Consider the following 13,849-nt stretch of genomic DNA (forward strand, 5'->3'; position numbering starts at 1 on the left):
TTGACTGTGGATCCTGTGCCGGGTCCGGCATTATGCGGACCTTAGGGTATTGGTCAGGCTATATTTGTCTTGAGGAAAAAGCCGGCTCAGGCTATGTTTTTCTGATGCAGAATTGAATCTGCTGCCGGAGTTCAGAGCAGTTTAACAACAAGAGGTTGACCTTGGAAATTCAAAAGACCATCCCTGAAATATTCCAGAAAACCGTGGACAACTACCCGGAAAGGCCGGCCCTGGGGTATGTTGATGATGAACCAATCACCTATGCCCAGCTCAAGGACAGGGTTATGGGGCTGTGTGCCATTCTGGAGGAAGCGGGCATAAAAAAAGGGGACAGGATTGCCATCTTGAGTGAGAATTGTCCTCACTGGGGGCTTGCCTTTCTGGCCGTGACCAGCATGGGTGCTGTTGCTGTTCCTATTCTGACCCAGTTTCATTCCAGTGCTGTGGTGCATATTTTAAAGCATTCAGAGGCCAGGATGGTCTTTGTGTCCAAGGGCCTTTTCCATAAAATAGAAGATGCAGATCTTTTTGAGTCAGATATCCTTTTTGTGGATGATTTTACCCATCCTGAAGCTGATTTAGGGGGCAAGAAAAGGATAAAGAACGCCCTCAGCACAGGGCGTAAGGGTTTTGACAGGCTGAAGCAGGCCGCCTACAAATATGCGGGCTGGGACAGCCTGGGCAGTGTAGCACCGGATGATCTGGCAACTATAGTTTATACCTCCGGGACCACCGGCCATTCCAAAGGAGTGATGCTGACCCACAAAAGCCTGGTCTATGATGCTGAAATGGCAGGAAAGCTGGTTGATGCTGACTCATCGGACCGTTTTCTGTCCATCCTGCCCCTGGCCCATACCTATGAATGCTCCCTGGGCCTGCTGGCCCCGGTCCTGGTAGGGGCTTCTGTGTATTATCTCCAGGAAGCTCCGACTCCCAGAATACTTCTGCCGGCCATGGGCAAAGTCAGGCCGACCATCATGCTCATGGTCCCCCTGGTCATAGAAAAAATATTCAAGACTAAGATCCTGCCTCAGCTGAATAAAAATAGGTTGATGAGGGGGCTTTACGGTTTTTCAGCTGTGCGTAAAAAGCTGCATAAGCTGGCAGGAAAAAAGCTGCTGGAGTCCTTTGGCGGAGAGATCAAGGCCCTGTGCATCGGGGGAGCTGCCCTTGCTCCTGAGGCTGAACGTTTTCTGAGGGATGCCCGGGTCCCGTATTCAGTCGGTTATGGGCTGACCGAGACTGCCCCCCTGGTGGCCGGGTCCAGGCCAGCAGAAACAAGATACACTTCCACCGGGCCGGGTCTGAACGGGCTGGAACTTAGAATCGACAATCCTGATCCGGAAACCGGAATAGGGGAAATTCTGGTCAGAGGACCCAATGTCATGCAGGGGTATTACAAGGCTCCTGAAATCACCAGGGAAGTTATGGCTGATGACGGCTGGCTGAAAACCGGGGATCTGGGTAAGCTGGACAGGGACGGATATCTGTATATCAAGGGCAGGCTGAAGAATGTGATTCTGGGGCCCAGCGGAGAAAACATCTACCCCGAGGAAGTGGAGGCGGTTATCAACCAGTTCGATCATATCCTGGAGTCACTGGTTTATTCCCAGAACAATAAACTGGTGGCCAGGGTTCATCTTAATTATGAAAAGCTGGATGAAGAATTCGGTTTGAGCAGCATCCCTGAATCCCAGGTCCTTTCCAGGGTTAAAAAGCTTTTGGACGACCTTAAGGTCCAGGTCAACTCCCAGGTCTCTGATTTTTCCAGGCTGAGCAGGATAATCGAGCAGACAGAACCTTTTGAAAAGACCCCCACTCAAAAAATAAAAAGATATCTTTATGTTGAGAGCGAATGATGTCTAATTTCACTCATCTGCACTGCCATACTGAATACAGCCTGCTGGATGGAGCCATAAGGATTGACGACCTCTGCTCCAGGGCCGTGGACCTGGGCATGCCTGCAGCAGCCATTACTGATCACGGCAATCTGTTCGGAGCCCTGACCTTTTATCTGACTGCAAAGAAATACGGCATAAAGCCCATTATTGGCTGTGAAGTATATGTGGCCCACCGGAAGCACACAGACCGCGACCAGCTCAGGTACCACCTGGTCCTTTTGGCCATGGACAATGGCGGTTACCAGAACCTGGTCAAGATAGTGACCAAGGGCTGGCTGCAGGGTTTTTATTACAAGCCCCGGGTGGACAAACAGATTCTCAGGGAGCATTCCCAGGGGCTTATAGCCCTGTCCGCCTGCCTGCAGGGTGAAGTGCAGCATGTGATGCGCAGAAAGGGTTTTGAGCAGGCAGAGATATGTGCCAGGGAGTATGCGGATATCTTTCCGGGCAGATTTTATCTTGAGCTGGAGGCCAATGGAATCAGGGAACAGGAAGAGGTCAATGAAAAGCTGATTGAGATGTCTGCAAAGACCAGGCTGCCCCTGGTGGCGACCAATGACTGCCATTACCTGAGTGCCCAGGATGTGGAGGCCCATGATACCCTGTTGTGCATTCAGACCAATTCCAGGATCGATGATGATTCCAGGATGCGCTTTGATACCAGTGAGCTTTACTATAAGTCTCTGGAAGAGATGGAAAAGGAGTTCGGCCATTGTCCTGCGGCCCTGGAAAGCGTTCATGAAATCATCAGCAGGTGTGATCTCCAGCTTGAAATCGGCAGGCATCATTTTCCAAAGTATGAACCCTCCAGGGCCGGGACCCTGGATGAGGAATTCATTACCCTGGCCAGGGAAGGACTTGAACAGAGGATAAAGAGCCTTCCTTATGAGGTTGAAAAGGAGGTCTATTATCAGAGACTGGAGGAGGAAACCGGGATCATCTGTGACAAGGGTTATCCGGGTTATTTTCTGATTGTTCAGGATTTTATCAACTGGGCCAAGGCTCAGGATATCCCGGTCGGACCGGGCAGGGGATCAGCGGCCGGGAGCCTGGCTGCCTATGCCCTGGGGATAACCGATCTTGATCCCATCAGGTATACTTTGCTCTTTGAAAGGTTTCTCAATGTTGAACGGGCCAGCATGCCGGATATTGACGTGGACTTCTGCTATGATCAGAGGGAAAAAGTCATCCGGTATGTATCGGAAAAATACGGTCAGGACAGCGTAGCCCAGATAACCACTTTCGGGACCATGAAGGCCAAGGCCGTGATCAGGGATGTGGGCCGGGCCATGGGGATCAGTCTGGCCCAGGTGGACAAGATCGCCAAGCTCATTCCGGATGAACTGAAGATGACCATTGACAAGGCCCTGGAGAGAGAACCGGATCTGGCCAAGGCCATGGATGAGGATGAGCGCATCGCCAAACTCATAGATATCGGCCGCAGGCTTGAAGGGCTGGTCAGACACGCCTCAACTCATGCTGCCGGGATTGTTATTTCTGATAAGGCAATGGATGAATATCTCCCTCTCTATAAGGGGAAAAAGGGAGAGGTTGTCACCCAGTATGACATGAAACGGGTGGAAAAGGTCGGGCTGATCAAGTTTGATTTTCTGGGTCTCAAGACCCTGACGGTGATCAGTGATACCCTGGGGCTCATCAAGATCAGCAACAAGCCGGTTCCGGACATGAACACCCTTGCCCTGGACGACTCCCGGACCTATGACCTGCTGGGCCAGGGTCTGACCGACGGGGTATTCCAGCTGGAAAGCTCGGGCATGCGTAATGTGCTTACTGATCTGAAGCCGACCTGTTTTGAGGATATCATAGCCCTGCTGGCCCTTTACCGGCCCGGACCCCTGGAGAGCGGGATGGTCAGCGACTTTATCAAGCGGAAACACGGCCGGGTTCCGGTGGAGTATCCTCATCCGGACCTGGAGCCCATCCTCAAGGAGACTTACGGAGTTATCCTGTACCAGGAACAGGTCATGAAGATTGCCCAGGTCCTGGCCGGATACTCCCTGGGAGATGGAGATATGCTTCGCCGGGCCATGGGTAAGAAAGAAGCCGCAGTCATGGCCCAGCAGAGAAGCAAGTTTCTACAGGGAGCAAAGAAGAATGGCGTTCCTCAGGATAGTGCAGAATACATCTTTGACCTGATGGAAAAGTTTGCCGGTTACGGTTTCAACAAATCCCACAGCGCAGCTTATGCCCTCATCTCCTACCAGACAGCCTATCTTAAGGCCCACTATCCCCATGAGTTCATGGCTGCTTTGATCACCTCGGAAGTTAACAATACAGACAAGGTCATTGCTCATGTCAATGCCTGCAGGGATCTGGACATTGAGATCCTCCCGCCATGCATCAACTCCAGTTTGTCCCAGTTCAGCGTGGAACAGGACAGGATCAGGTTCGGCCTTAACGGGATAAAGAATGTTGGCAAGGGGGCCATTGAAAGCATAACCAGAGAACGTGACAAAAACGGTCCCTATAAAAATCTGCTGGACTTCTGCGACCGGGTGAACATGCGCAAAGTGACCAAAAGAGTGGTTGAAATGCTTATTAAGAGCGGGGCCATGGACTGCCTTGGCTGTTCAAGAAAGGGGCTTTTGGAGGGTATGGAACTGGTGGTGGCCAGGTCCCAGCGTAGTGCAAAGCAGAAGAGTCTGGGCCGTCCCTCCCTGCTCAGTCTGGTGAGCAAAGATACTTCGATCATAACCGGATTGGGTATTAATTGTCCTGAAAACACACTGCCTGAGTACCTTGAAGATGAAAAACTCAAGCTGGAAAAGGAATCCCTGGGTTTTTACCTGAGCGGCCACCCCTTGCTTCCCTTTAAAAAGGACATCAAGCGGATGAACCTGAAGAGTATTCAGGAATGCTGCGAGTTGAGTCCCAGCACAGAGATAGAACTGCCAGTGGTGATAGTGGGAAAAAAGGAGATCACCAGCAAAAAAGGCGACAGAATGGCATTTTGCCAGATCGAGGATTTGACCGGATCAGCAGAGGTCACTTTTTTTGGTGATGTTTACGCCAAGTGCAGGACCATGGTTGACAGTGATGAACCCCTGGTGGTCAAGGCCAGGATCAGCAATTACCAGGGAGGGATGCAGGCTGAGAGCAATGATGATGGTGAAACACCGAAAAAGGTGAAATTTACCGCCCTGGAAGTATGTCCTCTTCAGGAAGTGATTGCCTCAGGTTCAGAACCGGTGATGGTCGATCTGTTTGTGGATGGGGACTGCCAGGAGCTGGAGGCTCTGCAGTCTCTGCAGGGGGTGCTGGATAAACACCCGGGCAAGGTGCCTGTGCAGATGAACCTGATGATAAATAAAGAAATCCAGTGCAGACTTCAGCTTGGTCCCAGGTTCAGGATCACTCCCTGCCAGCAGTTCTGGCAGGATCTTTCCGGAGCAGGGTTCAGGCAGACAGGCTAATGGCGAATGGGCATCAGAAGGTAGCATGGTCTAAAAAACAGAACACTTGGGTCAGGATAGTTACTGACTCAAGTGTTTCAAGGCATAACAGGGTGTATTCATGGAAAGAACGGTTTACAGTCTACGGGTCAGCTCGGATTTCAGCTCATCTCACCAGTTGAGAAACTATCAGGGGAGATGTGAGAACCTGCATGGCCATAACTTCCAGGTGGAGGTGGAGATCAGCGGGGCAAACACTGACCCGGAAACAGGAATGCTCATGGATTTCAAGGAACTGAAAGAAAAGCTGGCCCAGGTGCTGGATAAACTGGACCACAGGCATCTGAATGAACTGGAATATTTCAAAGAAGTCAATCCGTCGTCTGAAAACATAGCCAGGTTCATTTACCAGGATTTGAAAGGACTTCTGACCACCCGGGAGGTCAGGCTGGAGTGGGTCATGGTAGCGGAAAAGGATTCTTCAAGGGCCTTTTACAGGGAAGTTCATCCGGCTTATAATCCGGGCAGGACAAGCTGAACATTCCATCAGTTATGCGGTTCCAGGAGCATGGTTTGCCTGGGGAGTGCTTTTTTTCATTTTTTGTTTGACCAGCAGATTTAAAATTATCTTGTTCAGCCTCCTGGTCATTTTGGGATCATATTTGGTGCTGGATTGAATCAGGTATTCCAGGGCCTTTTCCCCAGGAATGGCCTGACTGTTGCGAAGCAGGGTCAGCTCGGAATAGGCATGAACAGTGGAGGTTATTTTTCCAGCCAGGCTTATTTCAGTGCCTTTCAGTCCCCTGGGGATACCTGAACCGTTCATGAGTTCCTTATGATCCAGATGGCAGTTTAAAACGGTTTCCTCAAGCACATCCAGCTTGCGCATTATTCCGGCCCCAGCCATGGGATAATTGGTGAGCTTACTTTGTTCATCCCTGGAAAGATTGGTCTTTTTTTCCAGGATAAAAGCCGGAACCCTGGTCAGGCCCAGGACGTGGGTGAAAAGACCCAGACCGAGCTGGTCAAGGGTTTTCCGTTTCAGTCCCCCGCTCTGAGCGTCGATAAAAATGGCCAGTCCCAGGATTCCTGAATTGTAGGAAAGATTGACCATGGAGTATTCTTCATGGAGAAGCCCTAAAAGGGAATTAATGCGGTGATTGTCCTGCCAGAGGTATTCGGTCAGGACCAGGATATCTGAGTTCAGTTTTTCCAGGGCCGGTTTGACCGGCTGTTCGTAAAACTCCTTTATCCTCTCGGTCAGGGCGTGCCTGAAAATGTAGACAATTTCACCGGTGGTCAGCTTTTTGTCCACCAGGACCAGGTCAAGCTGCTTACTGATATGTTTTGCATAAATCTTGTGATCTGACCTGGCTACAAAGAGCTGTCCCTCTCTACTCAGCCGGGCTATTTCTTTTTGCATGTCCTGATTCAGTCTGGTGTCGGCAAAGTAGTAAGGGATCAGCTGGGCGATGTCCTCTTTGAACTGGTAAAGGTTCAGAGGCAGCCTGAATTTGGGAAAACTGGCCAGGATCTCCGAGGATACCTGGTAAAATTCTTCATTCAAATTTTCCGGATCAATACTTTTTTGAGTCATGGCTATTTTCTGTAAATTTTTAACAGGTTAGTAAGGGATCTTTCCTGTCCTGATTTGGGATGTCCGGCTGTAATGACCAACTTGTCCCCTGGAAGAAAAAAATCAGAGTGTTCAGCAAACATCTCAGTGCGCTGAAGGTGGTCACGGGGCTGTTCTGGAATGTCCACTGATATGACCCCCCATGAGAAATTCATGTATTTCTGCATATTGCTTTGGGGGCTGAGTCCGTAGATGGGCTGACGGGGTCTGCAGGAGCTGATGAGTCTGGCTGTAAAGCCCGAGTCAGTATGGGCCACAAGGGCCTTGGCATCGACCTTCTGGGCCATCAGGCAGGCTGCAAAAGCAAGAAAGCTCTCTCCTCCTTTTTTCTTCGGCTCAACCGGGCTGATACCTTTTTCAAAAAACAAGTCTTCGGCCTGTTCTGCAATTTCAGCCATATATCCGACGCATTCCACCGGGTACTGGCCTATGGCGGTTTCTTCTGAAAGCATGAGACAGTCAGCCCCGTCCAGTACAGCGTTGGCCACATCAGTGGTCTCAGCCCTGGTGGGCATGGGATTGCTGACCATGGACAGCAGCATCTGGGTGGCTACTATGACTGGTTTGGCAGCCTCATTGCAGGCAGAGATTATTCTTTTCTGAAGGGTGGGCAGAGAAGGAAGGGGACATTCCAGGCCCAGGTCGCCCCTGGCCACCATTATGGCATCGGAAATGTCTATGATCTCCTCCAGTCTTTTAAGGGCGATTTCCCGCTCTAGCTTAGCCACAACCGGAATCCAGCTTCCTGATTCCTCAATGATATCCTTGGCCTCGGCAATATCTTCAGGACCCTGAACAAAAGACAGAGCAACAGCGTCTATGCCCATCTCCAGACCGTCCTTCAAGTCTTTCCTGTCTTTATCGGTCAGTGCCGAGATGGAGGTGTGTATTCCTGGAAAGGAAACGCCTTTGCGGGAGGTTATGATCCCTGTGTTCAGGGCTGTGAGCCGGACTTTCCCGCTGCCCCTGGAAGCAACCTGAAATTTCAGCCCGCCGTCACTGACCCTTACCACATCCCCGGTTTTAAGGTCAGACATGATCCGGTCATGATTGAAGGGGATGTACAGGGGATGGTCATCCATGAATTCCGAAGGACCCATGAAGAGTTCATCTCCTGCGTTGACCGACAAAGGAGAGATTTTCAGGTCTCCGGTTCTGATCTTGGGTCCGGAAAGATCCTGGAGAATGGTCAGGCTTGTCTTGGCCTCCTTTTCCACTTTCCGGATCATGCTGATTATATCCAAAAAGTCTCTGGCAGTGCCGTGGGAAAAGTTCAGCCTGAATATCCGGACTCCGGCCCGGACGAGTTTCAGGATCATTTTCTGCTCACTGCAGGCCGGGCCTATGGTGGCTATTATCTTGGTATGCATGTCAGTCCTTAGAAGGGTTTTCAGATTTCTGAGACAGAGGGCATGAAATCAAAAAGGCCCCTTAACTTCTCGAGACAATTATATAATTGCTTGTATCAATTAAAAAATCAATGTTTTTTGCAAAAAAACAGTAAAAAAGACAAAAAAATAAGAAAAAATATTTTGGCATGAAGTTTATTTATAACAAATGGTTATGCTTAAATGTTGCTGATGGCAACCCCCGGGGATGCCTCTTGACAATATTTACCCTTGACTTTTTCTTGCCTAATGTGAAATCGGGTGGTAAAAAGTGGTAAATAGTGGATGGCAAGAAAATGTTCAGAAGTCACAGTCAAAGAAGCATAGATCCCAAGGGCAGACTGATGCTGCCCCCGGAATTCAGGGATATTATCACGGAGAAATCTCCTGAAGGCAAGATAATGCTCACCAATTTTGATGATTGTGTTGCTGCCTATCCCCTGGCTGACTGGGAAGAGATTGAACAGAGTTTTAACCAGCTGAATATGGCCAACCGGAAGTTTAGGGATTTTCACAGGTTTTTCATATCAGGAGCCACTCAGGTCTGCCTGGACAAGCAGGGAAGAATTCTTGTCCCACCGTACCTGCGGACCTATGCCGGTATTACCAAGGAAGTAGTGCTGGCCGGAGTGGGAAGAAAGTTCGAGATCTGGGATATGTCCAGGTTTGAAGCCCAGCGGCGGAAAATGGAGCAGGACTTTGACGGCATAATGGATTCCCTGGCTGATAACGGCTTTGAGCTGAGGTTTTAGCGGGATGCTGCATCAATCCGTCATGTCCGGCGAAGTCCTTGAGTATCTCAAGCCGGTTAAAGGGGGGAGATATCTTGACGGAACCCTGGGTCTTGGAGGTCATACCCTGAAGATTCTTGAGGCCTGCCAGGGAGAGTGCCGGGTTATGGGTATTGACCTGGACCAGGATGCCCTGGATTTGTCCAGGCAAAGACTGGCCGAGTTTGGTGACCGGGTTTTATTTTTTCATGATGCTTATCAGAATTTTGATTCGCATCTTCTTGATCTTGGGTGGCCGGGCCTGGACGGGGCAGTTCTGGATCTTGGAGTGTCTTCTTTGCAGCTGGACAGTCCTGAAAAGGGGTTCAGCTTCATCAGCGACGGACCCCTGGACATGCGCATGGGCAGGGCAGCCGGGCTGGCTCCGGCCTCAGTCCTGCTGGAAAGGGTTTCACTATATGATCTGAAAAAGATTATTGCTCAGTTCGGAGAAGAGCCTCTGGCCGGAAGGATAGCCCGGGCAATCATCCAGGCCAGGGACAAGAAAAAGATCCAGACCACCCTGGAACTGGCCTCCATAGTCGAGGCTGCGTACCCGGCCAAAAGAAGGGCCATGGCCAGAAATCATCCGGCCACCAGAACTTTTCAGGCCCTGCGGATCGCAGTGAACAGGGAGCTGGACAATCTTGAAGAATTTCTGAGGAAAATTCTGATTTACCTCAATCCTGGAGCCAGGCTGGTGATAATTTCATTTCATTCACTGGAGGACAGGGTTGTTAAGCACTTCTTTAAAAAGGAGGCCCAGGGCTGCCTGTGTCCGCCGATGTATCCGGTCTGTAGATGCAACCATGAAAAGAGGCTGACCATTCTGACCAAGAAACCCCTTGTGGCCCGGGAGCAGGAAGTCAGGGAAAATCCCAGAAGCCGGAGTGCCAAGTTAAGGGCAGCGGAAAGGTTTTCTGATCCGGATTCCTGATCCGGGAGTAATCTTTTTTACTCAGGGTCGGCTTTGCTGGAAAAAAGGTTATTATGAGCTTTAAGGAAAAATCCAGGGCATGGGGTTGGCTGGCTGCTGTTCTGACCCTGACTTTTATGGTCGGCCTGGCCAAGGTCTGGGTCAATGTTGAAAGGGTTGACCTGGCCTATCGAATGCAGCGGCTTCAAAGTGAATACAGGGAGAATCAGGAATTAAGGACCAAGCTGACCATTGAAAAGAATAATCTCCTTTCCCCCTACAGGCTCAAAGGGCTGGGACAGGAAAAAGGATTAAAGCCGCCCCGGGACAGTCAGATCAGGAAGATCAGGAACTAAGTATGGTAAAAAGGGTTGTGAACAATAAACCAAAAGACAGGAGCAGACTTAAGATTGTCCTGGTCTTTTGTCTGGTTGTTCTCGCCTGGACCGGACTCTGGAGCAGGGCTTTTTTTGTGCAGGTCATCCAGGGTGATGAACTGGCCGGCATGGCTGACCGGCAGTATTTCAGCCGGGAAAAAATTACTGGCAAACGTGGGGAGATATTTGACAGAAACGGGAATGTCCTGGCCCAGAGCGTACGGAGCAAGTCGATTTACGCCAACCCGTTTCTTGTCCAGGACCCGGACAAGGCAGCCATAAGCCTGGCTGGTGCTCTGGGCGGAGAAGCAGCTCAGATCCGGGCCATGCTGGACAGGCAGGCCGGATTTGTCTGGATCCGCAGAAAAGTCAGTGACCGCCAGGCTTTTGATGTTGCAGGGCAAAACATTCCCGGCGTATTCATCATTGATGAACACTCCAGGGTATACCCCAGAGGACATATGCTGGGGCAGGTTCTTGGCTTTGTCGGGATGGACAACCAGGGTCTGGAAGGTCTGGAAAGATCCCTGAATGACAGACTCACAGGTGCGGAAATGGTCATCGTGACCCAGAAGGATGCTTCAGGTCATGCCATATCCCTGCTGGCCCAGGATCCTACAGCAAAAATCGATGGACAGGATGTAGTCCTGACCATTGATTCAGAAATTCAGTTTACAGCTGAAAAGGCCCTGTCTGAGGCTGTTGAGCGGTTTGGCGGAAGGTACGGTATCTCTTTAGTAGTCCATGTGCCTACCGGGGACATTCTGGCCTGGGCCGGATATCCCTTTTTCAATCCCAACAATTTTCAGAGATCCAATGCTGGTATCTGGAGGAACCGGGCAGCAGTGGATCTTATTGAGCCTGGTTCCACCTTGAAACCCTTTCTTGTAGCTGCAGCTATGGAAGAGGGGGTGGCTAAAAGCGACTCCCTTTATTTTTGTGAAAACGGCAGGTGGAGAATAGGCAGGAACGAAATAAGGGATGTCAGAGAACACGGATGGCTGACTGTAAACCGGGTCCTCAGGTATTCGAGCAATATCTGTTCAGCCAAAATAGGGCTAGATCTGGGGCCGGGGCCGTACTTCAACTATCTACAGGAACTTGGCTTTAATTCAGGTACCAACCTGCCCCTGCCCGGACAGGGAAGGGGCATACTGAGGCCCTATCCCAGCTGGAGCAGGATGGACCTGGCAACAATATCATTTGGTCAGGGCATGGCTGCAACCCCGCTTCAGCTGGCCAGGGCATATTTGGTCCTTGCCAATGAAGGCCGGTTTACAGAACTGAATCTGATCATGGAAGACAGGGTTCAAGAGCCTGACAGGCCCAGGGTCTTTTCCAGGGAAGTCAGCAGACAGGTCCTGTCCATGCTCAGGGATTCAGTGGAAATGGGAGGTACCGGAACCCGGGCCAGGGTGTCCGGAGTGGAAGCCGGAGGAAAGACCGGCACTGCCCAGAAGGCATCAGCCAAAGGCGGATACGGAGACAAGTATGTGGCTTCATTTGTGGGCTTTATTCCGGCCCTGGAGCCTGAGTATATGATCATGGTGGTTATTGACGAGCCTTCTCCCACCCATTATGGCGGCGTCGTTGCTGCGCCGGTTTTTTCCGAGATAGGAACCGGGATCATTTCTTCGGATCAGGGGCTCAGGTTGAGAAACCTGCCACCGGGCCGGGAAGTGGCTGATCAGGAGGTCAGGACCAGGGAAAATTCCAGGTTCAGCGTGAGCCAGCGTCGGGATTTGATGGGATCCGACGGAGAAGTTCCGGACCTGCGCGGGGTCTCATTAAGGGAGGCTGTGGAAAATCTTTTGAGCGCAGGTGTGGTTCCTGTGCTGGAAGGAGCCGGTGTAAGGGTTGAAGATCAGAGCCCATTGCCTGGAGAGCCCTGGGACCAGATGGACAGGAAGATGGTGTTGAGGCTTTGTGAGTCGTAATAAAGAACAGGCAGGATCATGAGTTTTGAACAAGTCATAGACCGGGCTGCCCAGGGCAGCCGCATCAGGATCCATTCAGACCTTGTGGAACAGGGTGAGATTTTTGTGGCCCTGCCAGGGACAAAGGTGGATGGTGCCCGGTTTATTCCTGATGCCCTTAAAAAGGGTGCATCCTGGGTCATAACCAGCCATGAACAGGCAGCCAGATTCAAGCATGAGCAGGTGCTGGGCCACCCCAGTCCGGACCAGGCACTGGGTGATCTTGCCAGGGCCCACTATAAGACTGACCGGTCAGATCTGAAGATCATCGGAATAACCGGGACTAATGGTAAAACAACAACTTCCTATCTGCTGGAACATATTTTTGCCAGCAACGGTTATAAGACCGGGGTCATGGGAACCATCAGCCACCGCTGGGCTGGAATGGTCCTGGAGTCTGGCATGACCACCCCGGACTGCCTGACCATCCATGAGGTTCTGTCCAGAATGGTCCAAGACGGGATCCAGGTGGTGATCATGGAGGTTTCATCTCACGCCCTGGACCAGAACAGGATAGCTGGAATTGATTTTCATGCAGGGGTGTTCACCAACCTGTCTCAGGATCACCTGGATTATCATCAGGACATGGAAGAGTACTTCAGGGCGAAATCAAGACTTTTTAGTGCTGCAGGAGCCAGGGATTTCAAGGCGATAATCAATGCAGATGACGAATATGGAGCAAGGCTGATCAAAAGTCTCCCCAGCTCCATGGGGTTCGGCCTGAAGGCTCAGCCGGGCACTGATCTTCAAGGCAGGCTGTTGCAAAATGATCGGACCGGTCTGACTCTTGAGTGCAGTCTGGGCAGGGAAGAGTGGAGCATCAGGTCCCCCCTGTCCGGAAGACACAACGCTTTCAACCTGCTGGCTGCTCAGGGTGCGGCCCTGGCTCTGGGACTTGAGCCTGGACAGATGTCCTGCCTGGAAAATTCAGGTCAAATACCCGGCCGGCTGGAAAAGATTCAGAACAAGCTGGGTCTTGATGTATATGTGGATTATGCTCATACCCCGGATGCCCTGGAAAACGTCTGCAGTTCCTTAAAGGCCCTCAACCCGGACAGGCTTCTGGTATTGTTCGGATGCGGCGGAAACAGAGATAAAAGCAAAAGGCCGGCCATGGCCAGGGCTGTAGCCAGCCACGCTGACGTGGTTTTTTTGACCTCAGATAACCCCAGAGATGAAGAGCCGTTGGATATAATCGAAGATGTCAGACCTGGTCTGAATGGTTTCAGAGATGTTTTTGTGGAGCCGGACCGGAGCCTGGCCATAACCCAGGCTGTTGAATTCATGGACCCCGGCGACGTACTGGTGGTAGCTGGAAAAGGGCATGAGACATATCAGGAGGTTAAGGGGATCAAACATTCCTTCAGTGATGTTCAGAAGATAGTTGAGGCCCTGGAAAAAAGAGAGTCAGCAGCTGCTTCAGGCAGTTGATGGCAAGAGTACTTTCAATTGCCAGCTGTAGTTTGAGGTGT

At 51.1% G+C, this 13,849-nt stretch carries 10 protein-coding genes; 8 read left to right on the plus strand and 2 right to left on the minus strand.

Going from position 1 to position 13,849, the window contains the following annotated elements; genetic code table 11:
- Positions 1-161 precede the first annotated feature (161 nt).
- The 3 genes from P771_RS0109450 (at position 162) to queD (ending at position 5,852) form a co-directional block, all read left to right on the plus strand.
- A complete protein-coding gene (locus P771_RS0109450) occupies positions 162-1,859 on the plus strand; it encodes an AMP-binding protein (protein ID WP_028574959.1) in 1,698 nt (565 codons plus the stop codon).
- Positions 1,859-5,335, plus strand: a complete 3,477-nt coding sequence (dnaE, locus tag P771_RS0109455; RefSeq protein WP_028574960.1) for a DNA polymerase III subunit alpha — start codon at positions 1,859-1,861, stop codon at positions 5,333-5,335. The genes P771_RS0109450 and dnaE overlap by 1 nt, the downstream gene beginning before the upstream one ends.
- 100 nt (positions 5,336-5,435) lie before the next feature.
- Positions 5,436-5,852: a 6-carboxytetrahydropterin synthase QueD gene (gene queD, locus P771_RS0109460; RefSeq protein ID WP_028574961.1), complete on the plus strand. Its 417-nt coding sequence runs from the start codon at positions 5,436-5,438 to the stop codon at positions 5,850-5,852.
- A gap of 12 nt (positions 5,853-5,864) precedes the next feature.
- Here the strand turns inward: queD and P771_RS17110 are convergent, their stop codons facing one another.
- Positions 5,865-6,911, minus strand: coding sequence for an HD-GYP domain-containing protein (locus P771_RS17110; RefSeq protein WP_051617242.1), 1,047 nt, complete (start codon positions 6,909-6,911; stop codon positions 5,865-5,867).
- 2 nt (positions 6,912-6,913) lie between these two features.
- Positions 6,914-8,320 (minus strand): pyruvate kinase, encoded by a 1,407-nt coding sequence (gene pyk, locus P771_RS0109470; RefSeq protein ID WP_028574962.1) that lies wholly within the window; start codon positions 8,318-8,320, stop codon positions 6,914-6,916.
- Between the two features lie 314 nt (positions 8,321-8,634).
- Between pyk and mraZ the strand changes: the two genes are divergently transcribed.
- From mraZ to P771_RS17115, 5 genes are read left to right on the plus strand one after another with little or no spacing between them, the layout of a single operon-like run.
- A complete protein-coding gene (mraZ, locus tag P771_RS0109475) occupies positions 8,635-9,090 on the plus strand; it encodes a division/cell wall cluster transcriptional repressor MraZ (protein ID WP_028574963.1) in 456 nt (151 codons plus the stop codon).
- A gap of 4 nt (positions 9,091-9,094) precedes the next feature.
- A complete protein-coding gene (gene rsmH / locus P771_RS0109480; RefSeq protein WP_028574964.1) occupies positions 9,095-10,045 on the plus strand; it encodes a 16S rRNA (cytosine(1402)-N(4))-methyltransferase RsmH in 951 nt (316 codons plus the stop codon).
- A gap of 53 nt (positions 10,046-10,098) precedes the next feature.
- The gene (locus P771_RS0109485) at positions 10,099-10,380 is read left to right on the plus strand and encodes a hypothetical protein (RefSeq protein WP_035244259.1); all 282 of its coding nucleotides are present in this window, start codon (positions 10,099-10,101) and stop codon (positions 10,378-10,380) included.
- A gap of 2 nt (positions 10,381-10,382) precedes the next feature.
- A complete protein-coding gene (locus P771_RS0109490; RefSeq protein ID WP_035244262.1) occupies positions 10,383-12,338 on the plus strand; it encodes a penicillin-binding transpeptidase domain-containing protein in 1,956 nt (651 codons plus the stop codon).
- Between the two features lie 18 nt (positions 12,339-12,356).
- Positions 12,357-13,808 carry a UDP-N-acetylmuramoyl-L-alanyl-D-glutamate--2,6-diaminopimelate ligase gene (locus P771_RS17115; RefSeq protein WP_035244263.1) on the plus strand — a complete coding sequence of 484 codons (1,452 nt, stop codon included), beginning with the start codon at positions 12,357-12,359 and terminating at the stop codon, positions 13,806-13,808.
- The last annotated feature ends 41 nt before the right edge of the window (positions 13,809-13,849 follow it).

Origin of the sequence: Desulfonatronovibrio hydrogenovorans DSM 9292 (assembly GCF_000686525.1) — a bacterium.
GTDB lineage: Bacteria > Desulfobacterota > Desulfovibrionia > Desulfovibrionales > Desulfonatronovibrionaceae > Desulfonatronovibrio > Desulfonatronovibrio hydrogenovorans.